This window comes from Devosia sp., assembly GCF_017307495.1.
In the GTDB taxonomy this organism is placed as follows: Bacteria; Pseudomonadota; Alphaproteobacteria; order Rhizobiales; family Devosiaceae; genus Devosia_A.
In genome coordinates, this window is record NZ_JAFKHE010000013.1 from 304,836 (window position 1) to 327,474 (window position 22,639).

Here is a 22,639-nt window from a genome sequence, read left to right on the forward strand (position 1 = left end):
CATGACCACCGAAGCCTTCGCTACCGGCCCGGCCGCCGCTCCGACCCCCAACGCCCCGCCCAAGATGCAGGGCGAGAAGGTCTGTGTCTTTTACGGCGACAAGCAGGCCCTGTTCGACGTCGACCTCAAGATCGAGCCGTTCAGCGTCACCTCGCTGATCGGTCCCTCGGGCTGCGGCAAGTCCACGTTCCTGCGTTCGCTCAACCGCATGAACGACACCATCGACGGTTGCCGCGTCGCCGGTCGCATCAGCCTCGACGACGACGACATCTACGATCCCTCGATCGACGTGGTCGAACTGCGCGCCCGCGTCGGCATGGTGTTCCAGAAGCCCAATCCGTTCCCCAAGTCGATCTACGAGAACGTCGCCTACGGCCCGCGCATCCACGGTATTGCCCGCAACAAGGCCGACATGGACGAGATCGTCCACTCGTCCCTGCGCCGGGCCGGCCTGTGGAACGAGGTCAAGGATCGGCTGACCGAGCCCGGCACCGGCCTCTCCGGCGGCCAGCAGCAGCGGCTGTGCATCGCGCGCGCCATCGCCACGCGCCCGGAAGTGCTGCTGATGGACGAGCCATGCTCGGCCCTCGACCCCATCGCCACGGCCGTCATCGAGGAACTGATCGATGAGCTGCGCGAGAACTTCACCATCGTCATCGTCACCCACTCCATGCAGCAGGCGGCCCGCGTCAGCCAGAAGACGGCGTTCTTCCACCTCGGTAAGCTGATCGAGGAAGGCAGGACCGAGGACATCTTCACCAATCCCCGGAACAAGCAGACGCAGGACTACATCACCGGCCGTATCGGCTGACCTCGGGAGCGCGTGCAGGAAAGGACGGCAACGGCTTTCCGGTTCGCAAGCGCGACCAGACAACAACTTGGAGCCGCCCGGCGGCGACCGGCCGACGAACGGCTCCAGAAGAGGATTCGACCATGGCGACTACGCTGAACGAGCACATCGTCACCTCCTACGAGGACGAGCTCACCAATCTCAACACCACCATCTCCGAGATGGGCGGCATGGTCGAGCAGGCGATCACCGAGGCGGCGCGGGCGCTGCTCCGGCTCGATCACCAGCAGGCCCAGGACGTGCGCCTGTTCGACAAGAAGATCGATGAGATGCAGCAGCGCATCAACGATGCCGCGGTCTCCATCATTGCGCGCCGCCAGCCCATGGCCGCCGACCTGCGCATGGTCGTGACGGCCATCCAGGTCGCCAACGATCTCGAGCGCACCGGCGACATGGCCAAGCAGCTGGCCAAGCGTGCCCTGCAGATCGAGACGCTCAGCCTCGCGCCCAAGTTCTACAACGGCGTCAAGCACATGAAGGACCTGGTCGCCCAGCAGCTGCAGACGGCACTCGATGCCTACCTGACGCGCAATTCCAAGGCCGCAATCGAAGTCTGCTCGCGCGACGACGAGGTCGACGCCATCTACAACTCGCTGTTCCGCGAGCTCCTGACCTACATGATGGAAGACCCCCGCAACATTACGCAGTGCACGCACCTGCTGTTCTGCGCCAAGAGCCTCGAGCGCGTCGGCGACCACGCCACCAACATCGCCGAGGCCGCCTACTACCTCGAAACCGGCCGGCACCTGGGTGCCGACGAACAACAGCGCCAGCCACGCTAGGATAGTCCAAGATGAGTGCAACCATCCTGATCGTCGAGGACGAGGAAGATGTCGCGGTCCTGCTGCGCTACAACCTCGAGGCCGAGGGGTTTCGCGTCGCGACCGCGGCGTCGGGCGACGAGGCGGTCGAGCGCATCCGCGACGGCGTGCCGGACCTGATCCTGCTCGACTGGATGCTACCGGGCCTCAGCGGCATCGAACTGTGCCGCCGCTGGCGCGCCAGGGAAGAGACCGCGCGCACGCCGATCATCATGATCACCGCCCGCGGCGAGGAGGAAGAGCGCGTCCGTGGCCTCGCCACCGGCGCCGACGACTATGTCGTCAAGCCGTTCTCCATCCCCGAGCTCCTCGCCCGCATCAACGCGCTGCTGCGCCGCTCGAGTCCCCAGCTCGTCACCGCCGTGCTCAAGGCCGGCGACCTCGAGCTCGATCGCACCAGCCATCGCGTCCGCCGCGGCGGACGCGAGGTGCATCTCGGCCCCACCGAGTACCGCCTGCTCGAATACCTGATGCGCCATCCCGGGCGCGTGTACTCGCGCGAGCAGCTGCTCGATGGTGTCTGGGGCAACGACGTCTATGTCGACGAGCGCACTGTCGACGTCCATGTCGGCCGCCTGCGCAAGGCCATCAACCGCCACCGCGACGCCGATCCCATCCGCACCGTCCGCGGCGCCGGCTACGCCTTCGACGAGCGCTTCGCCGCCCTCAGCTAACCCGCCGCTTGGCAGCCCTGCTGCCTGGCGAGGCCGGAGCTTGGCCCGGCCCCCCGACCCCCAAAGCCAATTGCCCCCTTGCCCCGTCGTCCGGCATTTGTTGAACTTGCCCCGCCGGTTCTCGGCAGGGAAGCCAATTCAATGAAGTCAGCGTTGGTCGTGTGGGGCGGGCTCGAACTGCATGAGCCCGAGAAGGGCGCGCATGTCGTGCGCGAGATTCTCGCGGCGGAGGGCTTCCGCGTCACCGTCACCGACGACTACACCGCGCTCGGCGGCGCCGAGGTCGGCGGCTACGACCTGATCGTGCCGCAGGTCACCGGCGGCGAACTCGACCGCGAGAATTCGATCCGCCTGTGCGCCGCCATCGAGGCCGGCACCGGCCTCGCCGGCTTCCACCATGGCCTTGCCACCAGCTTTCCGGGCAACCCGCGCATGCGGTTTCTCGGCGGCTGCACCTTTGCCACCCATCCCGGCGACATCATCACCTATCGCGTTGATCCGAAGGTGAAGGACGATCCCGTCATGCAGGGCATCGCCAGCTTCGAGCACACTTCGGAGCAGTACTACATGCATGTCGATCCGACCGTTCGGGTGCTGGCCACCACCACCTTCAGCGGCGAGCACGCGTTCTGGAAGAAGGGCGTCGAGATGCCGGTCGTCTACAAGTCGGCCTATGGCCATGGCCGCGTCTTCTACTCCGCCCTCGGCCACAAGCCGGCCGAGCTCGACAAGCCCGAGATCCGCACCATCCTGACCCGGGGCCTGCTGTGGGCGGCGCGCTGATCGAGACGCGTCCCGTCGGAACGACCGGCATCGAACTGAGCCGCATCGGATTCGGCGGCGCGCCCCTCGGCGACCTCAGGCGAGCCCCGTCCGATGCCGCTTCCCGCGAACTGCTGCAGGCCGCCTGGGACGCGGGCATCCGCTACTTCGACACCGCCCCGTTCTACGGCTCCGGGCTTTCGGAGCGGCGGATCGGCGATTTCCTGCGCGACAGGCCGCGCGACGCCTATGTGCTCTCCACCAAGGTCGGTCGGCTGCTCGTCCCCGATCGCGCCTGGGCCATGCAGCGCCACGGCGATGCGCGCGCGCTGCCGTTCCGCCCGGTGTTCGATTTCACCCATGCCGGGGTGATGAAGAGCTACGAGCACTCGCTGCAGCGGCTGGGCCTCGAGCGTATCGACATCCTGTTCCTGCACGACCTCGGCCGGTTCAGCCAGAAGGACCGCCACGAGGAGACGATGCGGCAGGCCCTCGAAGGCGGCGGCATCCGCGCGCTCGAGGAGCTGCGTGCCTCGGGCGCGGTCCGCGCCATCGGCGCCGGCGTCAACGAGTGGCAGGTCATCGACGAGCTGATGAACCATGCCCGTTTCGACGTCTTCCTCCTCGCCAACCGCTACACCCTGCTCGACCAGGCGGTGATTGATACCCTTTTCGCCCGCATCCTGCGCGAAGGCGTCGCCATCGTCGCCGGCGCCCCGCTCAACAGCGGCATCCTCGCTACCGGCCCGATCCCGGCCGCGACCTACGACTATGCCCCGGCCAGCCCCGAGATGATCGAGAAGACCCGTCGCATCAAGACGCTGACCGACCGTCACGGCACCACCCTGATCCGCGCCGCGCTCAGTTTCCCGCTTGGCCATCCGGCCGTCACCGCCATCATTCCGGGCTTTTCCAACCCGGCCGAATTCGCCGACAATCTCGCCGGCTATCGCAAGGCCATCCCGGCCACGCTGTGGACCGAGCTCAAGGCCGAGGGGCTGCTGCATCCCGAGGCGCCGCCGCCGGTGACGCCTGTCCTCGACTGACTGCCGCAACGACCCGGCCGATCCGGGCGTTGCCAACAAGCAAACAACAGGAGACCGCATCATGGGTGAACGCTTCAAGCTTACGGCTTCGGACGGCTTCGTCTTCGGGGCCTACCGCGCCCGGCCCGAAGGCAAGGTGCGCGGCGGCGTCGTGCTGATCCAGGAGGTCTGGGGCCTCAACAACTGGATCCGCTCCGTCGCCGACCGCTGGGCCCGGCACGGTTACCTCACCATCGCCCCCTCCCTGTTCGATCGCGTCGAGCCCGGCTTCGAGAGCGAGAACTACGGTCCCGATCACTTCGCCCGCGTCGGTGAGCTGATGAAGACGTTCTCCATGGACAAGGCCGTGCTCGACGTCGAGGCGGCGATCAAGTCGGCGTCCGAGGGCGGCAAGGTCGGCATCACCGGCTACTGCTTCGGCGGCCGCGTCACCTGGATCGCCGCCAGCCGGCTACCGGGCCTCGCTGCCGCTTCGGGCTACTACGGCGGCGGCGTGCCCAACTACATCGACCTCGCCCCCAGGGTCCCGATCGAGATGCATTTCGGCGACAAGGACCAGGGCATTCCCCTCGAGCAGGTCGAGCAGCTCAAGGCACGCCATCCGGAGGCCGACATCCACGTCTACCATGCCGACCACGGCTTCTGTAACAGCGACCGCCCCGAGAAGTTCGACGAAGCCGCCTGCACCAGGGCCTCGGCCCGCTCGCTGGAGTTCTTCCATAAGCACCTCGGCTGATCTCGCCCGGCACTTCGCCTATCTCGAGGAGGCGGTCGACGATGCGCGGCGGCTTATGCTGTCGCGCCGCCGCGCCATGCTGGCCGCGCACCTGGCTGACGCCTACGCCGACCGCCTGTTCGCCGCCCGCGGCGAGACGGCCTCCGACGTCCTGGAGTTCCGGGCCCGACTTGCCCGCGCCCACCCGGCGCTGTCCCTCGTCTTCGACCTCGTCGCGGGCCGGGCGGAACTCATCACCGAGGCGGTGGAGGTCCCGATCGCCGAGTATGGCAGCCTCCGCGTCGAGGATTTCATGGTGAGCCTCTACAACCACAATACCGTGCAGCGCATCCGCCTCGTCACAGCGGATGGCCGCCACCGGGACGTGCACGAGGTCCTGGCGGAAGCGGTGAAGGCACTTTCGAGTGCGAGCTGAACCTGCCGGCAATCGCCTCCCTCCCCCTTGAGGGGAGGGATCGAGGGAGGGGGTGGTGCGGTGATCGCCGACACTCTTACCCCTCCCTACATGGGGGGGAGGGGAGCCCAACCGGCAGCCGGCTACTTCTCGGCCATCAGTTCGAGCAACTTCAGCGTCGTCTGCCAACTGCGGATGGTCATCGACTTGTACAGCGGTGACGCCACGATGCTGCTCAGCCGGCTCCTGGTGCGCTCGGCACTGAGCCGTTGCGAGTAGATTACGCCGTTGCCGGGCCAGACCTTGTCGACGCCCTCGCGCGGCTTGAACACCGCGAAGGCCTCGTCCCGGTCGATGTCGATCAGGAAGATGGCGTCGCTGTGGTAGCGGTCCGGCTGGTCCCCGAACCCCTCCGGCCGGTTGTCGATCACCGCCTGCAGTTCGCCACGTCTGACCACCAGCACCTTGACCAGCTCGTCATCGAGCCGGAACGCCGTCGTCAGCGTCTGCTCGATCCGCCGCGCCAGGGTCCCGGCGGCGAGGTTCGATCGGAACATCGCATTGCCGCTCTGGATATACGTGCTCACCTCGGTCAGCCCGATGTCCTCGAGCATCCCCTTCAGCCCCGCCATCGGCACCTTGTTCTTGCCGCCCACATTGATGCCGCGCAGCAGGGCCAGGTACTTCGTCTTGGCGGTCATGCTGTCCCCCTGCGTCTAGGTGGGCCTATGATCCAGAGTGTGCCGGCACGCGATCGCCACCCGATGGCTTGGGAGCCGGGATGGAAGCTCAGGAGGTGCGGCCTGCCGAGAGAACAAGAAAGGCCGGGATCACTCCCGGCCCTTTGGCTGCTCAGTCTCGGTTCAGCGTTTCTTCCTGTCGAGCTGGTGGTAGGCCCGGCGCGAGTGGAACTCGCAATAGGGCTTGCCCTCGTCGGAATGCTGGCCGCAGAAGTAGAAATCCGGCGTCAGCGGGTCCCCGATCGGCCACTTGCAGGTGTGCTCGCTGAGCTGCAGCAGGGTCAACCGCTGCTCGACCGGGATGAACAACTCCTGCGCCTGCGGAGCCATCTCCATCTCGACTGCGTATTCCTGCTCCATCTTGAGCGCCGTGGCGCCCTGGATGGCGCCGCCGCCACCCGTGCTGATGGTGTTGCGGGTCTTCATCACCGTGCCCAGGCCGCTCGAGCGCGAGGCGCTGGCGGGCGAGGAGACGCGGCGGGGAGCCGGACGCGGAGCGCTGCGCACGCGCGGCGCCGAAGTCGCCGGCTTGGCGCGGCCCGAGAGCTTCAGGCGGTGTACCTTGCCGATCACTGCGTTGCGGGTGACGCCCTCGCCAAGCACGCCCGCGATCTGACTGGCGCTCAGCCCCTCAAGCCAAAGCTTCTTGAGCAGCTCGACGCGTTCTTCAGTCCAGCCCATCAAATCAATTGCTCCTAATCGCAGGGGCGTGGACGGACTCACCGACCGTGCCGTTACCGCAGCAACAGCTCAACACACTACGCATCGTAGGTCTGAAGGGTCCGCCACACGAGATATCGTGTCCCAACGCCTTGATACTACACGGGTCGCTGAATCCGGTGCAAGCGTCGGGGCGGTTTTACACGGGGAAAACACGGCAGGAATCGGGCGTCACGCAAAGCCCGAGTCAAATCAGGCACTTGGCCCCGCAACGCCCGTGTCCGTTGACTTAACTACTCCACAAAGGCATATGGAATGCCTGCAACGCGCCGCCCAAACGCAGCGCGTTTTTGGTTTTTGTGGGGCTTTTGCAACAGTCCCGTCCCCGAGCCCTGAAAGGTGCGAAAATGTCTGCGCTATACGGTACGTATGCCCGGTCCAACCTCGCTTTCGAGCGGGGCGAGGGCGTGCGATTGTATGCTCAGGACGGCACCGAGTATCTCGACTTTCACGCCGGCGTGGCGGTGAATGCGCTCGGTCACGGCGACCCCCACATGGTCGCGGCGCTGAAGGCGGCAGCCGACAGGGTCTGGCACACGGCCAACACCTTCACCATTCCCGAGCAGGAGCGGCTGGGGCAGCGGCTGGTCGAACATACCTTCGCCGACGCCTGCTTCTTCACCAACTCGGGCACCGAGGCGGTGGAGTGCGCGGTCAAGACCGCCAGGCACTACTTCTGGGCCAAGGGGCAGGTCGACCGCTACGAGATCATCGCCTTCACCGGCTCCTTCCATGGTCGGACCATGGGCATGATCGCGGCCTCGGGCAACGAGCACTATCTCGAGGGCTTCGGCCCCCCGCTCGCCGGCTTCGTCCATCTCGACCCCAACGATCTCGCCGCCGTCGAGCAGGCGATCACCCCCAATACCGCCGCCATTCTGGTCGAACCCGTCCAGGGCGAGGGCGGCTGCACCGAGATGACCGGCGACTTCATGCGCGGCCTGCGCGCGCTCTGCGACAAGCACGGCATGCTGCTGATCCTCGACGAGGTGCAGTGTGGCTATGGCCGGACCGGCAAGTTCTTCGCTCACGAGTGGACCGGCATCGAGCCGGACATCATGGCCGTCGCCAAGGGCATCGGCGCCGGCTTCCCGCTTGGCGCCTGCCTCGCCAAGGGCGAGGTGGCCAAGTCCATGGTCCCCGGCACGCATGGCTCGACCTATGGCGGCAATCCGCTGGCCTGCGCCATCGGCAATGCCGTGCTCGATCGCATGCTGGCTCCCGGCTTCTTCGAGCAGGTCGACCACGTGGGCCAGCGCCTCAAGTGGCATCTGCAGCAACTGGCACAGCGCTTCCCGCACCAGGTGCTCGAACTGCGCGGCAGGGGCCTGTTGGCCGGCATCCGCATTGCTGCGCCGGTGAAGGAAGTGGTGGCACGGCTCCGCGACGAGCAGCACATGCTCGCCATGACCGCCAACGAGAACGTGCTGCGTCTGCTGCCCCCCCTTGTCGTCACCGAAGCCGATATCGAGGAGGCGATGGCCAAGCTCGCCGCCGTCTTCGAGCAGATCGAAGCCGAAAAGGCCACTGCCTGACCCAATTGCCGGAAAGCGATCTCAAGGGCGGGGACAGCAAACCCCGCCCGGCGCATTCCGAAACGGAGAGGTCCGATGACCGCTACCCCGCCTAGGCACTTCCTCAATCTCGACGATTTCGACGCCACCACGCTCCGCGGCATGCTGAGCCAGGCGGTCGAACTGAAGGACCGTCTCAAGAAGGGCGATCGACCCCAGCTCCTCAAGGACAAGGTCCTGGCCATGATCTTCGAGCGCCAGTCGACCCGCACCCGTGTCTCGTTCGACGTCGGCATGCGCCAGCTCGGCGGCGAGACCATCATGCTCACCGGCCAGGAAATGCAGCTGAGCCGTGAGGAAACCCTCTCCGATACCGCCAAGGTGATGTCGCGCTACGTCGATGCCATCATGATCCGCATCCTCACCCACGCCGACCTGCTCGAGCTGGCCGAGGCGGCGACCGTGCCGGTGATCAACGGGCTCACCCGCCGCGCCCATCCCTGCCAGGTGATGGCCGACGTGATGACGTTCGAGGAGCACCGCGGCAACATCAAGGGCGCCAAGGTCGCCTGGGTGGGCGACAGCAACAACGTGCTCGCCAGCTGGGTCAACGCCGCCGATCTGTTCGGGGCCGAGCTGACCATTGCCGTGCCCGAGGAATATTCTCCCGAAAAGGATCTGCTCGCCGACATCAAGAAGGCGGGTGCCGCCGTCCGTCTGATCGAGGATCCCGAGGAAGCGGTCAAGAACGCGGACCTCGTCATCACCGATACCTGGGTGTCGATGGGCGACGCCGACGCCGCCGAGCGCCGCCGGGCCTTGAAACCTTACCAGGTCAATGCCCATCTGATGGGACTTGCCGACAAGGACGCGCTGTTCATGCACTGCCTGCCGGCCCACCGCGGCGACGAGGTGACCGACGAGGTCATAGACGGGCCGCAATCGGTGGTCTTTGATGAAGCCGAGAACCGGCTTCATGCCCAGAAGGCAATCCTGTGCTGGTGCCTGGGTCAGGACCGGCAGAACACCTAGGCCTTTCGACCGACCCTTGCCGTTGCTCGGTGACCGGTTGCAGCGGCCTGAAGAGCAACACCGCGCCACGGCGTCATTCCCGCGCAAGCGGGAATTTCCGTTTGGAGTGCGCGGCCAACGAGACGGTGGGGCGGGGACCTTCGGCCCGCCACCGAGCGAGATCGGACTTTTTGACATGACGCAGACGGAGCTCCGCACCTATGGCCTCGATCGCCCGGAATCGGGCGACGATGTCGTCGTGCCCTTCACCCTGGACCGGCTCGACAGCCGCGGCCGCGTGGTGCGGCTGGGCGCCGCCCTCGATGCCATCCTCAACCGCCACAACTATCCCGAGCCGGTGGCGCGCCTGCTCGGCGAAGCGGTCGTGCTCGCTGCGCTGATCGGTTCGTCGCTGAAGTTCGAAGGCCGCTTCATCCTCCAGACGCAGACCGACGGTCCGGTGAACCTGATCGTCGTCGACCTCGACGCTCCGGATGGCCTGCGCGGCTACGCCCGTTTCGATGCCGATGCGGTGATGCAGGCGATCCAGCGCGGCGAGACCTCGCCGGCGCAGCTGCTGGGCAAGGGACACCTCGCCATGACCGTCGACCAGGGCGTCCACATGGAGCGCTACCAGGGCATCGTCGCGCTCGATGGCGGCACGCTCGAGGACGTGGCGCACGCCTACTTCCAGCAGTCCGAGCAGATTCCGACGCTGGTCCGGCTCGCGGTGGCGCAGCACTCGGTCAAGGGTGGTGCGAGCCCGCGCTGGCGCGCCGGCGGCGCGCTGGTGCAGTTCCTGCCCCCGCATGGCCAGTCGGTGATGCCGGACCTGCCGGGCGACGGCGATTTCGACAATCCCGAGACCGCCGATCCGGACTATGTCGAGGACGACAAGTGGACGACGACGCGGGCCTATCTCTCGACCGTCGCCGATGACGAGCTGGCGGACCCGGACCTCTCCGCCGAACGCCTGCTGTTCCGGCTGTTCAACGAGCCGGGCGTCCGCGTCTTCGATCCGATCGCGCTCGAGGAGCGCTGCACCTGCTCGGCCGAGCGGATCGAGGCCATGCTGCGCGACAACTTCACGGCCGAGGAACGCCAGGAGATGGTGATCGGCGGCGAGATCGAGGTGGTGTGCGAGTTCTGCTCGGCCGACTACCACTTCAAGCCGCACGAGTTCGAAGACCACCTCCCGCACCGCCACTGAGGCGAGGCCCGCCCGGCGCGGGCCCGCCTTCACTCGCTCGCCAAGGCCACCACCGGATCCAGCCTGGCCGCCGCCCTCGCCGGCATGAAGCCGAAGGCGACGCCGATGACGCTCGAGGCGACGAAAGCCGCGATGATCGTCGTCGGCGAGTAGATGAAGTTCAAGCCGCTCACCAGCTTCTCGACGCCAAAGCCGATCGCCAGCGACAGCAGCACCCCGATCGCCCCGCCGATCAGGCAGACCAGTACGGCTTCGATCAGGAACTGCTGCATGATGTCGCTCTGGCGGGCCCCGACCGCCATGCGCACGCCAATCTCGCGCGTCCGCTCGCGCACCGAGACGAGCATGATGTTCATCACCCCGATGCCGCCCACGATCAGCGAGATCACGGCGATGGCCGAGATCAGCAGCGACAGCGTCTGCGACGTCGACTGGATCGTCTCGCGGATCGTGTCCGTGTTCTGCAGGCTGAAGTCGACCGTGCCATGCCGCTGGGTCAGCAGCGCCGCGATCGCGGTCTGGGCCTCGGTGACATCGGCGCTGTCGGCCACGCGCACGGTGATCGAGGACAGCCAGCTCTGCCCCAGGATGCGCGACATCGCGGTCGTGTAGGGCATCCAGATGCTGATTGCGTTCGACTGCGGTCCGAAATTGTTGGTGCTGGCGGCCACGACGCCGATGATGCGCAGCGGCACGTTGCCCACCAGCACCACCTGGCCGACGGGCTCCTCGCCGCTGGTGAACAATGTATCGCGCGCCGTTGTATCGATCACGGCTTCCTGCGCCAGCGCCGTGATGCTGTCCGCGTCGAATGTCGTACCGGCGACGAACGACCGGTTGCTGACCCGGAAATAGTCCGAACCTACGCCCTGGATTTGAGTACTCGCCGTGACGCCGCGATAGCGCGCCTGGCCGTTGCTTGAGACCTGGGGTGTCACGCTGTCGGCATAGGACTCGGCAGCGATCGCCGCCGCATCGGCCGGCACCAGCGTGCGGATGGCGTCGCGGCGTCGATCGGCCGCGTTGGCGCCCGGTAGCACGTTGATCGTGTTGGTGCCGATCGAGCTGATGCGCTCGAGCACGGCCTGCTGGCTGCCCTGGCCCAGCGCCACCACCGACACCACCGAGGCAATGCCGATGATGATGCCGAGCATGGTGAGGAACGTGCGCAGGCGGTGGCTCGACAGGGCGCGCAGGGCCATCTGCAACGCCTCCGCTCCCCGGTCCAGCAGCTCGCGCCATGCCGGCACGCGCTTGCTCCCGGCGCTGGCCTTGTCCCTGGGCGGATTTGGCTTTTCAACGCGACGGTCGGAAACGATCACGCCGTCGCTGATCTCGATGACGCGCTCGACCTGCAGGGCGATGGCCGGATCGTGCGTCACGATGATGATCGTGTGCCCCTCGGCGTGCAGCTCCTTGAGCAGCGCGATCAGCTCCTTGCCGCTGTGCGAGTCGAGTGCGCCGGTCGGCTCGTCCGCGAGAATGATCTCGCCGCCATTGACCAGGGCCCGCGCCACGCTCACCCGCTGCTGCTGCCCGCCCGAAAGCGCATTGGGCCGGTGCGTCAGGCGGTCGCCGAGGCCCAGCCGCTCGAGCAGGTGGCGAGCCCGCTCGCGTCGCTCATGCCTCGTGGCGCCGGAATAGATGGCCGGCACCTCCACGTTCTCCACCGCATCGAGGTCGGCGAGCAGTTGGTAGCGCTGGAAGATGAAGCCAAAGTGGTCCCGCCGCAGCTCCGCCATGTCGTCGGGGCCGAGCGCGCTGACGTCGCGGCCGTCAAGGCGGTATTGCCCCGTCCAGCCGTTGTCGAGGCAGCCCAGCACGTTCATCAGCGTGGACTTGCCCGAGCCCGACTGGCCGACGATCGCGACCATCTCGCCGGCGTCGATGTCGAGGTCGATATCCTTGAGCACGACGATGCTCTCGGTCCCCGCGGGAAACTCGCGGCGGAGCTGTCGGACCGAGATCAGGGCTTCGCTCATCGTCCGATATCCATCAACGCAGGAACGCGCCCGGCGGCGGGCCGCCGCCGGTCAGGATGTTCCGCGTCTGGCTCTGGCCGGAAGTCGGGCCGCGGGTGCTGCCGGTCGCCGCCGACGTCACCACCAGGTCGCCCTCGGCAAGGCCCGATGTGACCTCCGCCGTGACCTTGTTGTTCAGCCCGACCGAGATCTTGGTCGGCGTCGCCTTTTCCGACTTCGGGTCGAGCACGTCCACCGTGTAGCTGCCATCGCGGTGCTTGGCGCCCAGCACCGACGCCGGAATGGTCAGCACGTTGCTGGCCTCGTTGAGCACGATCGTGACCTGGGCCGTCATCGAGATGCGCAGCTTGTGGCCCGGGTTGTCCACGTCGAACAGCCCATTGTAATAGATGGCCGTCGATGAACTCGCGGTCGTTTCTGCCGCGATCGAATCCGGCGCAGGCTCGATGGCGCGCAGGGTCGCATCGATGCGCGTGTCGGGATCGCCAAGGATGGTGAAATAGACCTTCTGTCCCGGTTGTACGCGGGGCACGTCGGCTTCCGAGATCTCGGCCTTCACCACCATCTTGTCGAGATTGGCGATCTTGACGATGGTTGGCGAGGCGCTCGAGGCGTTGACCGATTGTCCGACCTCGACCAACACCGCCACGACGGTGCCGTCGGACGGCGCCACGATCTTGGTGCGGTCGAGGTTCAACTGCGCCGACTCCACGCTGAGCTGGGCCTGCTGGATCTGGGCGTCGATCGCCTTGAGCTGTCCCTCCGCCTGCTGCACTGCCAGTTGTGCGGCCTGGTAGTCGGCGTCCGACACCAGTTTCTGCGGGTTCAGCTTCTCGGCGCGGTCCAGGCTGACCTTCGCTTGGGCGAGGTTGGCCTCTTGTATGCTCATCTGGGCCTCGACATTGGCGAGCGACGCCTGCGCCGCCTTGACGGCGTTCTCCTGGTTGAGGGAGTCGATCTGGGCGATCACATCCCCGGCCTTCACGTCATCGCCGAGCTGCACGTTGAGCGTCTTGATGCGCCCCGAGACTTCGGCACCCACGCTGACCAGCGCGCTGGCCTCGATGGTTCCGGTCGCGAGGACGGTTTCCTCGACGCCGCCGCGCGTGACGGCCACGGTGCGCGGCGCTTCGACCTTGGATGGCGCGCTGTAGATCGCCCAGGCCGCCACTGCGCCGCCGAGCAGCACCACGAGCGCGATCCACTTGAACCACCGCTTCATCGCCGTCACCTCGAGCCCCTATGTCTCGCCTACACATAGGTACGAGCGTCGAGAATGTCGCATGAGCGCTTGGTAAGCTTGGTGAACTCTTGGACAGGTGGGAGGCGGAGCGCCCCGCAGGCTGCAGCAGTGCGCGGCGCCACCGGAAACGGCAACTAGACCTGGCTCAGCGCGTAGTCGATGTCCTTGATCAGGTCGTCGGTGTTCTCGAGCCCGACCGACAGCCGGAGCAGGCCCGGCGTTACCCCGCTTTCGAGCCGCGCCTCCTCGCTCAGCCGCTGGTGCGTCGTCGTGCGCGGATGCGACAGGATCGACTTGGCGTCGCCCAGGTTGTTCGAGATCAGGATCACCGCGAGGGCGTTGCCCAGCTTGAACGCCGCTTCCTGCCCACCCTTCACCTCGAACGACACCAGTGTGGAGCCGGCCGTCATCTGCCGCTTGGCCAGCTCGTATTGCGGGTGGCTGGGGTGATGTGGATACATGATCCGCGCGATCTTGGGGTGGCCGGCGAGGAAGTCGGCGATGCGGACGGCGCTCTCCGTCATCTGGCGCACGCGCAGCGGCATGGTCTCGAGTCCCTTGAGCAGCACCCAGGCATTGAACGGCGACAGCGATGGCCCGGTCTGGCGCAGCAGCGTGTGCACCTCGCCGCCGATCAGTTCCTTGCTGCCCAGCACCAGCCCGCCCAGTACCCGGCCCTGGCCGTCGATATGCTTGGTCGCCGAATAGGTGACGAGGTCGGCCCCAAGCTGCAGCGGCTTCTGGTACAGCGCGGTGGCGAACACGTTGTCGACCACGAGCCGGGCGCCGTGCGCATGCGCGATGTCCGCCACGGCCCTGATGTCGACCAGTTCGAGCGTCGGGTTGGTGGGCGTCTCGATGAACACCAGCTTCGTGTTGGGCCGCATCGCCGCTTCGAAATTCTTCGGGTCGCGCCCGTCGATCAGGGTCGATTGCACGCCCCAGCGCGGCATGAATTCCTCGACCACGTAGCGGCATCCGCCGAACAGCGCGCGCGCCGCGACGATATGGTCGCCGGCCCGTACCTGGCTCATCACCGCCGCGGTCACCGCCGCCATGCCCGACGCGAAGCCGCGTGCATCCTCGGCGCCCTCGAGCAGCGCCATGCGCTCGAGCAGCACGTCCACCGTCGGATTGGCGAAGCGCGAGTAGTTGTGGCCGGGGATGTCGCCCTTGAACAGGGCCTCGGCATGCTCCGAGCTCGGATAGGTGTAGCCCGAGGTCAGGTACAGGGCTTCGCTCGTCTCGTTGAACTGGCTGCGCATGATCCCGCCATGCACCAGCTGCGTCTCGGCCGCCTGGTTCCTGGGATCATTGAGCGGATTGTTCGACTTCGACATGGCATCCTCGAACGACAAAAAAGCCGGCACGCGATAGCGGCCGGCTGCACGGGTCTCTTTAGCGACTTGTTTTAGGTGGCTGCAATCGGACCGGCCAAATCACCACCATGCGCCCAAGCGTCACTGCAAAGGCGCACTCGGGGGATATACGACCCAAGCTGGCTTGGCGTCAACGGCCGAGGTTGCTAGGGACAGGGAACAGGCGGCGGGGTAGGGCAGTGCAGAGCGAACTTTGGGCGACGGGCGTTTTTCCGGCCCGCTTCATCGAGCGGCTGGCAGCGAGCGGCAACATCATCGCCGATCGTCCGTTCGACGCCGACCAGGTGCAGCCGGCCAGCCTCGACCTGCGGCTCGGCAAGGTGGCCTACCGCATCCGCTCCAGCTTCCTGCCCGGCCCCGAGCACACCGTCGCCGACCGCATCGACCGGCTCAAGCTGCACGAGCTCGACCTGACCGCCGGTGCTGTGCTCGAACGCGGCTGCGTCTACCTCGTGCCGCTGCTGGAGAGTCTCGACCTGCCCGAGAAGGTCTCGGCGGGCGCCAATCCCAAGAGTTCCACCGGCCGCCTCGACGTGTTCACCCGCGTCATCGGCGACTACGTGCGTGGCTTCGACACCCTGCCGGCCGGCTACCGCGGCCCGCTCTACCTCGAGATCAGCCCGCGCACCTTCCCGGTGCGCGTGCGCACCGGCTCGCGCCTCAGCCAGATGCGCTTTCGCGTCGGCGACAGCCGGTTGACGGTGCACGAGCACCGGACGCTGCACAACGTGGAGACCCTCGTGTTCGACGCCAATGCCGAGGTCGGCGATGGCGTGCTGTTGTCGATCGACCTCAAGGGCGAGGACCGGGGCGGGCTCATCGGCTTCCGCAGCAAGCGCCACACCTCGGTCATCGACATGGACATCAAGGACAATCTCGACGTGCTCGACTACTGGGAGCCGCTGGTCAACCGCGGCGCGGACGAGTTCATCCTCGATCCGGACGAGTTCTACATCCTCGTCTCCCGCGAGAGCGTGCACGTGCCGCCCGCCTATGCCGCCGAGATGGTGCCCTTCGATCCATTGGTAGGCGAGTTCCGCGTCCACTACGCCGGTTTCTTCGATCCCGGCTTCGGCCACTCGGCCGCCGGTGGCAGCGGCAGCCGCGCCGTCCTCGAAGTCCGCAGCCGCGAAGTCCCGTTCCTGCTCGGTCACGGCCAGACCATCGGCCGGCTGATCTACGAGCGCCTCGCCGAGCCCCCCGACCGCCTCTATGGCACCGGCCTGGGCTCCAACTACCAGGCCCAGACCCTGAAGCTGTCCAAGCACTTCAAGCCGTTCTCGCTGTAGCGGCGGCCCCACCGCTGCCGTCAACCCGTCACTGCTCGCGCAGCGCGTGGGGCAGGCGGTCGCGGATCGGCTGCATCAGATAGTCGAGGAACGAGCGCGGCGCGCCGGTGATGAAGGCTTCGACCGGCATGCCGGGGACCAGGGTCACGTCGCCAAGCCTCGCGGCCTCCCCCGGCGCGATATCGAGCGTCACGGGGTAGTAGGCGAGCCGCGTCACCGGATCCTCATCGAGGTCGGCGCCGACGAGGCGGACGGTGGACTTGAGGTCGGGCGTGGTGGCGTGGTTGAGGCCGGGCAACCGGATCGTCGCCTCCTGGCCGGCATGCACCGCTTCCACATCTGCCGGGCTGATCCGCGCCTCGACCGTCAGGGTGCCACCCGATGGCACGATGGTCATCAGCACCTCGCCCGGGCCGATCACCCCGCCGACGGTATGCACCGCCAGCTGGTGCACGGTGCCGGCGATCGGCGCGGTGATCGCGGTCCGCCTCAGCTGCTCCGCCGCCGCCAGCCGCCGCTGCGACAGCTCGGCGATCGTGCTGGTCGTCTCGCCCAGTTCCCGGCCGGCATCGGCGATGGCGCCCTGGTCGATATTGAGGATCTGCAGCCGCGTTTCGGCGATACGGCCGCCCAGCTCGGCGATGGCGGTCTCGATCTGGCCGGCCTCGCCCTCGAGTCGCGCCGACTGTCGCTCCAGCCCGTTCAGGCCGCTCTGTGCCGCCAGCCCCTTGGCCAGCAGGGCGCGAACGCTGGCGATGTCCGCCGCTGCCAGTTCGACTTCCCGCGATTTGGCGGCCTGCTGCACTCGCAGGCCTTCGATCTGGCTTTCGAGCTGGCCGATCCGGGCGTTGAGCTGGTTCTTCTGCCCGTCGCGCGCCGCGAGGCGTACCGAGAACAGCCGCTGCTCGGTGGCCAGCAGGGCCGACACCAGCGGCTCACCCTCGCGCCCGGCGAAGAAGGCCGGCAGCTCGACCCTCGCCAGTCCGTCGCGTTCAGCGCGCAGCCGTGCCGCCGTCATCCACAGCTCGTCGAGCTTGCCGGCGACGATGTCGAGCCCGGCCCCGGCCGCGGTGGAGTCAAGCCGCACCAGCACCTCGCCCTCCCGCACCGACGCGCCTTCCCTGACGAGGATCTCCGCCACCGTTCCGCCGGTCTCGTGCTGGACCGACTTGACGCTGCCGTCGACCTCGATCCGTCCGACCGCGACCACCGCGCTCGACAGGGGCGCCGAAGCGCTCCACACGGCAAGGCCGGCGCCGAAGCCGGCAACGAGCATCACGCCAATGAAGCGGTAGCGGTGCAGCGCTCGTGCGTACGGGGACGGTCCGGCAATTGTGAGATCGGTCATTTGGCCCGCCCTCCGGCCACGACGTGTATCGGTGCGGACGACACCGGCTGCGACAGCTGCCGCAGCACCTCGTCCCGCGCACCAACCAGCTTGATCGTCCCGTCCATGACCAGCGCCACCTGGTCGACCGACGCCAGCGTCGAGGGCCGGTGGGTGACGACGATCGCGATGCCGCCGCGCTGGCGCACCCCGGCGATGGCGCGCGACAGCGCCTCGTCACCTTCGGCGTCGAGGTTTGAGCTGGGCTCGTCGAGCACGACGAGGAACGGATCGCCGTAGAGCGCCCGCGCCAGCCCCAGCCGCTGCCGTTGCCCCGCCGACAGGAAGGAGCCGCCGTCGCCGATCCGCGTGCCGTAGCCGTCGGGCAGTGAGACGATCAGCTCATGGGCGCCCGCGGCCCGTGCAGCCCGGATCACTGCCTCCGAGCTGGCGCTGGCGTCGAAGCGGGCAATCGTCTCGGCAATCGTGCCATCAGGCAGGGCGAGATCCTGCGGCAGGTAGCCGACATGCGGCCCGAGTCCCTCGCGCCCCCATTGGCTGAGCGCTGCGCCGTCGAGGCGCACCTCGCCCTTGGCGAGCGGCCACAATCCGACCAGTGCCCGGGCCAGCGAGGATTTGCCCGATCCGCTCGGTCCGATGATCGCCAGCCCGCAGCCCGCGACAAGGCGCAGTCCGGCGTTGCTGAGAATTGGCTCGCTGCGCCCCGGGGCGGCCACCGACGCCGCCTCGAGCTGCAGCGACCTGGTGGGGGCGGGCAGGTCCACCGCCACGCTCTCGAGCGGTTCTGCCAGCGACAGGTTGAGCCGTCTGTAGGCGTCGCGTGCGCTGACGAAGCCGCGCCAGTTGGCGATCGCCGTCTCGACCGGCGCGAGGGCGCGCGAGGCCATGATCGAGGCTGCGATCATCGCGCCGCCGGAAATCTCCTGCCTGACGGCGAGATAGGCGCCCAGCCCCAGGATCGCCGACTGCAGGATCATCCGGAAGATGCGCGCTGTGCCCCCCAGGTCGGCCTGCCCGTCGCTCGCCAACACGGCAGCGGCGCGCGCCGCGGAGCTGAGTGCGTTCCACCGCGCCGACATGGCCGCGCCCATGCCCATGGCGTTGATCGCCTCGGCATGCCGGCGCGCTGCATCGGCGAACACCTGGCGCTTGAGTCCAAGGGCATTGGCTTCGCCGGCCCGCTTGCGCACGAACACTTCCGTGAGCCCGGTCAGCCCGATGATCACCGCCGCCCCACCGACCGCGCACCAGCCCAGAAGCGGGTGCAGCAGGAAGCAGCCGGCGACGAACAGCGGCATGAACGGCATGTCGAACAGGGCCGCGGGCCCGTTTCCGCCGAGAAAGTTCCGCAGTTGGTCGGCATCCCGGACCGGTTGCAGCGCTTCGGCCGCCGACGCACCGCGCAGCGGCAGCCATGTCGCAGCGCGGAAGGCCTTCGGTGCCAGGTCTTCGTCGATGCGGGCCCCGACCCGGCTCAGCATCCGCGCCCGCAAGACGTCGAGGCCACCCTGCAGGGCGAACGCCGCAAGCGCCAGCAGCGACAGCACCGCGAGGGTCTCGAGGCTGCGGCTCACCAGCACGCGATCATAGACCTGCAGCATGTAGATCGAGCCGGTCAGCATCAGCAGGTTGATCGCGCTCGAGAACAGGCCAACCCAGCCGAGGTCCGGGAGGCGCCGGCGCAAGGCGACACGAGCAGGCGACATCGTCCCCGTTTCGGCGAGCTGTTCGGCCCGCCAGGCGGCCTCGTCCTTGGTCAAAGCGACCCTCCTCGCGCGACCGTGGTCGCGCCGTTGCCTCAGGCAATCAGCAGGAAGTCGGCCGCGGTGAGCCCCAGGTTCTTGGACAGCGTCGCGATCTGCTGCTGCGCCGTACCGCCAACTCCATCCGGGTCATAGTAGAGGGCGCCGGTTGACGAATTGTAGATGAGCCGGTCGCTGGCATCGCCCGCTGCGCCGCCCTTGACGAAATCGTCGGCGCTGAGGTTGCCGACCTGCAGCGCGGTGAACACCGACACGCTGAGCGCGATCGTGTCGTCGGTCACGTTGAAGTCGAGGATCTTGTCGATGTTGGTGTTGCCGATCGCCGTGTCGAACACGAAGGTGTCCCGGCCGCTGCCGCCGGTGAGCGTATCGGCGCCGAGCTTGCCATTGAGCACATCGTCGCCGCCCGAACCGGACAGGCTGTTCGCCGCCGAATTGCCGGTGAGCGCGTTGGCCAGCGCATTGCCGGTGCCGTTGATGGCGTTCGATCCCGTGAGCACGAGGTTCTCGATGTTGCTGCCGAGCGTGAAGCCGATGCTCGAGCGGACGGTGTCGATGCCGGCATTGCTCGCCTCGGAGACCTTGTCCGACCGGTTGTCGACGACATAGGTGTCGTTGCCGGTGCCGCCGGCCATCGTGTCCGCCCCGCTGCCGCCGTCCAGCGTATCGTTGCCGTCGAGGCCGTTCAGCCTGTCGTTGCCGCCCATGCCGTTGATCGTGTCGTCGCCGGAGGTGCCGTTGAGCGTGTTCGCCGACGAGGTCCCGGTGATGATCGAGGCCGTCGGGGCCGACGGCTGGTAGGTGCTGAAGTTGAACGCCGTCGAGCTGCTGATGCCGGCGAAGTAGTTCGACGCGGCGTCGCGGAAGGCGTCCGCGCCGATCGTCACGTAGTACGATTGCCCCTCGGCCAGGTCCGCGCTCGGGTCGATCGTGACCGTGCTGCCCGAGATCGAAACCTGGGAACTGTCGGACGCATCGATTGTTGCGACCGTCGCTCCGCCGGCAGCGTGGATGACGATGGTCCCCGCGCCGGCGACGACGCTTTCGCTGAAGCTGAGCACCAGGTTGGCATTGACGGCCACCGAACTCTGGTTGTCGGCCGGGGTCGAGGAGACGAGCGTCGGCGCCGCCGTGTCGCCGGGGGGCGTGGAGCCGCCGGAAATCAGCCACTCTGCCGAGTAGGTGCCGTCGAGGAAGCTGAAGTACTCGACCCCCGAAACCGTATCGATGCCCAGGGCGCTGGTCAGCAGGAACTGCATGGCCGAGCTGTCGTAGCTGACGGTGCAGGTCACGAAGTTGACCGCCAGCACGCAGTAGTCGATGCCGTTGCCGCCGATGATCACGTCGTTGCCGGCGCCGCCCGTGAGCGTGTCGTTGCCGTCCCCGCCGTCGAGCCGGTCGTTGCCCAGGCCGCCCGAAAGCGCATTGTTGGCCTTGTTGCCCGTCAGCCAGTCGTCGCCGCTGCCGCCGATCGCATTCTCGATCAGCGAGGCGACATTGCCGTTGTAGAGATAGGCGTTGGCGATGTTTCCGCGCGCCAGGTGCCCCGGGTAGAAGTTCCCGCCCAGGTCCGCGAGTTGGGCGGTGCTGGTGGTCGTCCACCCGCCGGGGCCGAGGTCGACGCTCAGGTTCGTCGCGTAGTTGGAGAAGTCGTAGGTATCGACGCCCCCGCCGTCCCACAGCGTCACGAACACGGTGTTGGTGGTGCTGGCGCCCTGGCCGACCCCGTTGACGAACATTTCGCCGGTCGTCGCACTCCACGTGTAGGTCGTGTTGCCCGCGTTGGTGCCGTAGTTTGCGCCGTACATGTACTGCAGCGCCGCGATGTCATCGAGCATCAGCGTGGCCGGATAGCTGCCCGGCTTGACGGTGTAGCCGTTGAGGTTCGCGCCCACGAACGAGCGGTAGGTCATCACCGAGTATTCGAGCGAGTCATGGTTGCTCGGCAGCGCCGCGAGCCCGTCCTGCCCGTGATCGAGGCCAAGCGCGTGGCCGATCTCGTGGATGAATGTGGCGTAGGCATACGAGCCCATGACCGGGCTGTTGTAGTTGGTGTGGTTGAGCCATACGTCCCCGCCCTGTACCGCCGTGGTCGGCAGGTAGGCATAGGCGGTGCCGGCATTGTCCTCCTCGGCGAACCGGATCGTGGCGTGGGTCGACGTCGTCTCGACGATCTCGCTGAAGCTGAGGTTGGCGTAGGTCTCGATCATGTCGAGGATCGCGCGCACCGCTGACTGCTGCACGCCGTTCATCGCCTCGAAGCCGGTCTTGGCGTACTCGTACTGGCCGGAGGCGCTGGGGAAGCTGAAGGTCAGGCTTCCCGATGCCCACTTCGTCCCGGACAGGATGCCATCGATATCCAGGTTACCCGTCAGGCTCACACTGCTGGTCGCCGGCACCTTGGCCCCCGCTCGGTTGGACACGCATGCGCAATCACGCCGATGCAGTCTGGCAGCCGGAAATTGAAGGATGACCCCATAGGTCGATAAAAGTTTATCGAATGGAGGCGATCGAGGCGTGATCCGGCTCTCCCCACGGATCCCCGCGCTCGCGCTGTTCCGTCATCTGGCGGATCGCCTTGTCCAGCGCCAAGCGCCCACGGGCTCCGGATCCTGCGCCACCCGCTTGACGCCCGCCCCACACTCCGGCACATACGAAGCCGCCGCGGGTGTAGCTCAATGGTAGAGCAGAAGCTTCCCAAGCTTACGACGAGGGTTCGATTCCCTTCACCCGCTCCAATCCATGCCACGTCGTTGATGCCCGGGGTCGCGCAGCTCCTCGCCACGACCAGAAAGCATTTCCGCACGAATCTTGTCCCCCTCCGCTCAACCCGTGCGATTCTCTCCCTCGTCCGCTGCACCGAAGCGAGATCATGACGAGTGGTTGGTGCGGGGGAGATTGGGTGGGGTGGCAGTCGTGTTGCCCCAGGCTCAAAGCACGCGCGGCATGGTCCGGTTCGCCGGATGAGCCGCTGTCAACGCGGGGCAGCGCCATGCCGGTGCTGCCAAGGACTGGAAGCTGCCGGGCATGGGCAGCGGAGCTACGGGTTCGCGTCAGGCAGACGCCGGCGGATACCGGGCGCCCCCGGTCTCGCGATGCGGCACGGGATGCGCCCGGGTCCGCGTGCCATAGGCCCAAAACCCCGATCGGCCGGCGA

At 67.2% G+C, this 22,639-nt stretch carries 19 protein-coding genes, 1 tRNA gene and 1 riboswitch; of the genes, 12 read left to right on the forward strand and 8 right to left on the reverse strand.

The window, feature by feature from the left end; genetic code table 11:
• Position 1 precedes the first annotated feature (1 nt).
• The 7 genes from pstB (at position 2) to J0I99_RS04820 (ending at position 5,304) form a co-directional block, all read left to right on the forward strand.
• Positions 2 to 811, forward strand: coding sequence for a phosphate ABC transporter ATP-binding protein PstB (pstB, locus tag J0I99_RS04790; RefSeq protein ID WP_291396202.1), 810 nt, complete (start codon positions 2 to 4; stop codon positions 809 to 811).
• Between the two features lie 122 nt (positions 812 to 933).
• Positions 934 to 1,632 carry a phosphate signaling complex protein PhoU gene (gene phoU, locus J0I99_RS04795; RefSeq protein WP_291396203.1) on the forward strand — a complete coding sequence of 233 codons (699 nt, stop codon included), beginning with the start codon at positions 934 to 936 and terminating at the stop codon, positions 1,630 to 1,632.
• Positions 1,633 to 1,643: 11 nt separating this feature from the next.
• On the forward strand, positions 1,644 to 2,345 hold the full coding sequence (gene phoB, locus J0I99_RS04800) for a phosphate regulon transcriptional regulator PhoB (protein ID WP_291389468.1): 702 nt from the start codon (positions 1,644 to 1,646) through the stop codon (positions 2,343 to 2,345).
• A 141-nt stretch (positions 2,346 to 2,486) separates the two neighbouring features.
• The gene (locus tag J0I99_RS04805) at positions 2,487 to 3,128 is read left to right on the forward strand and encodes a ThuA domain-containing protein (RefSeq protein WP_291396204.1); all 642 of its coding nucleotides are present in this window, start codon (positions 2,487 to 2,489) and stop codon (positions 3,126 to 3,128) included.
• Positions 3,113 to 4,153, forward strand: a complete 1,041-nt coding sequence (locus J0I99_RS04810) for an aldo/keto reductase (RefSeq protein WP_291396205.1) — start codon at positions 3,113 to 3,115, stop codon at positions 4,151 to 4,153. The genes J0I99_RS04805 and J0I99_RS04810 overlap by 16 nt, the downstream gene beginning before the upstream one ends.
• A gap of 61 nt (positions 4,154 to 4,214) precedes the next feature.
• Positions 4,215 to 4,889, forward strand: a complete 675-nt coding sequence (locus J0I99_RS04815; protein WP_291391185.1) for a dienelactone hydrolase family protein — start codon at positions 4,215 to 4,217, stop codon at positions 4,887 to 4,889.
• Positions 4,890 to 4,944: 55 nt separating this feature from the next.
• Complete coding sequence (locus tag J0I99_RS04820; protein ID WP_291391184.1) at positions 4,945 to 5,304, forward strand: hypothetical protein; 360 nt, start codon at positions 4,945 to 4,947, stop codon at positions 5,302 to 5,304.
• A 122-nt stretch (positions 5,305 to 5,426) separates the two neighbouring features.
• On the opposite strand, the gene J0I99_RS04825 is transcribed toward J0I99_RS04820, so the two are convergent.
• A complete protein-coding gene (locus J0I99_RS04825; RefSeq protein ID WP_291396207.1) occupies positions 5,427 to 5,984 on the reverse strand; it encodes a DUF1697 domain-containing protein in 558 nt (185 codons plus the stop codon).
• Between the two features lie 162 nt (positions 5,985 to 6,146).
• Complete coding sequence (locus J0I99_RS04830; protein ID WP_291391182.1) at positions 6,147 to 6,704, reverse strand: GcrA family cell cycle regulator; 558 nt, start codon at positions 6,702 to 6,704, stop codon at positions 6,147 to 6,149.
• 386 nt (positions 6,705 to 7,090) lie between these two features.
• Between J0I99_RS04830 and J0I99_RS04835 the strand changes: the two genes are divergently transcribed.
• The 3 genes from J0I99_RS04835 to J0I99_RS04845 all read left to right on the forward strand — a co-directional run bounded on the left by J0I99_RS04835 (position 7,091) and on the right by J0I99_RS04845 (position 10,478).
• Complete coding sequence (locus J0I99_RS04835; RefSeq protein WP_291393819.1) at positions 7,091 to 8,278, forward strand: aspartate aminotransferase family protein; 1,188 nt, start codon at positions 7,091 to 7,093, stop codon at positions 8,276 to 8,278.
• 75 nt (positions 8,279 to 8,353) lie between these two features.
• On the forward strand, positions 8,354 to 9,289 hold the full coding sequence (argF, locus tag J0I99_RS04840; RefSeq protein WP_291393817.1) for an ornithine carbamoyltransferase: 936 nt from the start codon (positions 8,354 to 8,356) through the stop codon (positions 9,287 to 9,289).
• Between the two features lie 175 nt (positions 9,290 to 9,464).
• On the forward strand, positions 9,465 to 10,478 hold the full coding sequence (locus J0I99_RS04845) for an Hsp33 family molecular chaperone (protein WP_291396209.1): 1,014 nt from the start codon (positions 9,465 to 9,467) through the stop codon (positions 10,476 to 10,478).
• 29 nt (positions 10,479 to 10,507) lie between these two features.
• Here the strand turns inward: J0I99_RS04845 and J0I99_RS04850 are convergent, their stop codons facing one another.
• The 3 genes from J0I99_RS04850 to metZ form a co-directional block, all read right to left on the reverse strand.
• On the reverse strand, positions 10,508 to 12,460 hold the full coding sequence (locus tag J0I99_RS04850) for a MacB family efflux pump subunit (RefSeq protein WP_291396211.1): 1,953 nt from the start codon (positions 12,458 to 12,460) through the stop codon (positions 10,508 to 10,510).
• 13 nt (positions 12,461 to 12,473) lie between these two features.
• On the reverse strand, positions 12,474 to 13,682 hold the full coding sequence (locus tag J0I99_RS04855; RefSeq protein ID WP_291396213.1) for an efflux RND transporter periplasmic adaptor subunit: 1,209 nt from the start codon (positions 13,680 to 13,682) through the stop codon (positions 12,474 to 12,476).
• 155 nt (positions 13,683 to 13,837) lie between these two features.
• Positions 13,838 to 15,043, reverse strand: coding sequence for an O-succinylhomoserine sulfhydrylase (gene metZ, locus J0I99_RS04860; RefSeq protein ID WP_291396214.1), 1,206 nt, complete (start codon positions 15,041 to 15,043; stop codon positions 13,838 to 13,840).
• 37 nt (positions 15,044 to 15,080) lie between these two features.
• A riboswitch (SAM riboswitch) is annotated at positions 15,081 to 15,159 on the reverse strand.
• Between the two features lie 102 nt (positions 15,160 to 15,261).
• Between metZ and J0I99_RS04865 the strand changes: the two genes are divergently transcribed.
• Positions 15,262 to 16,371 (forward strand): 2'-deoxycytidine 5'-triphosphate deaminase, encoded by a 1,110-nt coding sequence (locus tag J0I99_RS04865; protein ID WP_291396216.1) that lies wholly within the window; start codon positions 15,262 to 15,264, stop codon positions 16,369 to 16,371.
• 28 nt (positions 16,372 to 16,399) lie between these two features.
• Here J0I99_RS04865 and J0I99_RS04870 read toward each other — a convergent pair whose 3' ends face one another.
• The 3 genes from J0I99_RS04870 to J0I99_RS04880 are packed head-to-tail and all read right to left on the reverse strand — an operon-like array spanning position 16,400 to position 21,881.
• Positions 16,400 to 17,719, reverse strand: coding sequence for an HlyD family type I secretion periplasmic adaptor subunit (locus J0I99_RS04870; protein ID WP_291396218.1), 1,320 nt, complete (start codon positions 17,717 to 17,719; stop codon positions 16,400 to 16,402).
• A complete protein-coding gene (locus J0I99_RS04875) occupies positions 17,716 to 19,479 on the reverse strand; it encodes a type I secretion system permease/ATPase (RefSeq protein WP_291396220.1) in 1,764 nt (587 codons plus the stop codon). The genes J0I99_RS04870 and J0I99_RS04875 overlap by 4 nt, the downstream gene beginning before the upstream one ends.
• Positions 19,480 to 19,517: 38 nt before the next feature.
• Positions 19,518 to 21,881 carry an Ig-like domain-containing protein gene (locus J0I99_RS04880; protein WP_291396222.1) on the reverse strand — a complete coding sequence of 788 codons (2,364 nt, stop codon included), beginning with the start codon at positions 21,879 to 21,881 and terminating at the stop codon, positions 19,518 to 19,520.
• Between the two features lie 265 nt (positions 21,882 to 22,146).
• Between J0I99_RS04880 and J0I99_RS04885 the strand changes: the two genes are divergently transcribed.
• Positions 22,147 to 22,220: transfer RNA gene (locus J0I99_RS04885), tRNA-Gly, on the forward strand.
• The last annotated feature ends 419 nt before the right edge of the window (positions 22,221 to 22,639 follow it).

Coding starts and splice junctions, on each gene's coding strand:
- J0I99_RS04815 (WP_291391185.1), top strand. CDS start 4,215: ATGGGTGAACGCTTCAAGCTTACGGCTTCGGACGGCTTCGTCTTCGGG.
- J0I99_RS04845 (WP_291396209.1), top strand. CDS start 9,465: ATGACGCAGACGGAGCTCCGCACCTATGGCCTCGATCGCCCGGAATCG.
- metZ (WP_291396214.1), bottom strand. CDS start 15,043: ATGTCGAAGTCGAACAATCCGCTCAATGATCCCAGGAACCAGGCGGCC.
- J0I99_RS04850 (WP_291396211.1), bottom strand. CDS start 12,460: ATGAGCGAAGCCCTGATCTCGGTCCGACAGCTCCGCCGCGAGTTTCCC.
- J0I99_RS04835 (WP_291393819.1), top strand. CDS start 7,091: ATGTCTGCGCTATACGGTACGTATGCCCGGTCCAACCTCGCTTTCGAG.
- phoU (WP_291396203.1), top strand. CDS start 934: ATGGCGACTACGCTGAACGAGCACATCGTCACCTCCTACGAGGACGAG.
- J0I99_RS04870 (WP_291396218.1), bottom strand. CDS start 17,719: ATGACCGATCTCACAATTGCCGGACCGTCCCCGTACGCACGAGCGCTG.
- J0I99_RS04855 (WP_291396213.1), bottom strand. CDS start 13,682: ATGAAGCGGTGGTTCAAGTGGATCGCGCTCGTGGTGCTGCTCGGCGGC.
- J0I99_RS04830 (WP_291391182.1), bottom strand. CDS start 6,704: ATGGGCTGGACTGAAGAACGCGTCGAGCTGCTCAAGAAGCTTTGGCTT.
- phoB (WP_291389468.1), top strand. CDS start 1,644: ATGAGTGCAACCATCCTGATCGTCGAGGACGAGGAAGATGTCGCGGTC.
- J0I99_RS04825 (WP_291396207.1), bottom strand. CDS start 5,984: ATGACCGCCAAGACGAAGTACCTGGCCCTGCTGCGCGGCATCAATGTG.
- J0I99_RS04820 (WP_291391184.1), top strand. CDS start 4,945: ATGCTGTCGCGCCGCCGCGCCATGCTGGCCGCGCACCTGGCTGACGCC.
- pstB (WP_291396202.1), top strand. CDS start 2: ATGACCACCGAAGCCTTCGCTACCGGCCCGGCCGCCGCTCCGACCCCC.
- argF (WP_291393817.1), top strand. CDS start 8,354: ATGACCGCTACCCCGCCTAGGCACTTCCTCAATCTCGACGATTTCGAC.
- J0I99_RS04805 (WP_291396204.1), top strand. CDS start 2,487: ATGAAGTCAGCGTTGGTCGTGTGGGGCGGGCTCGAACTGCATGAGCCC.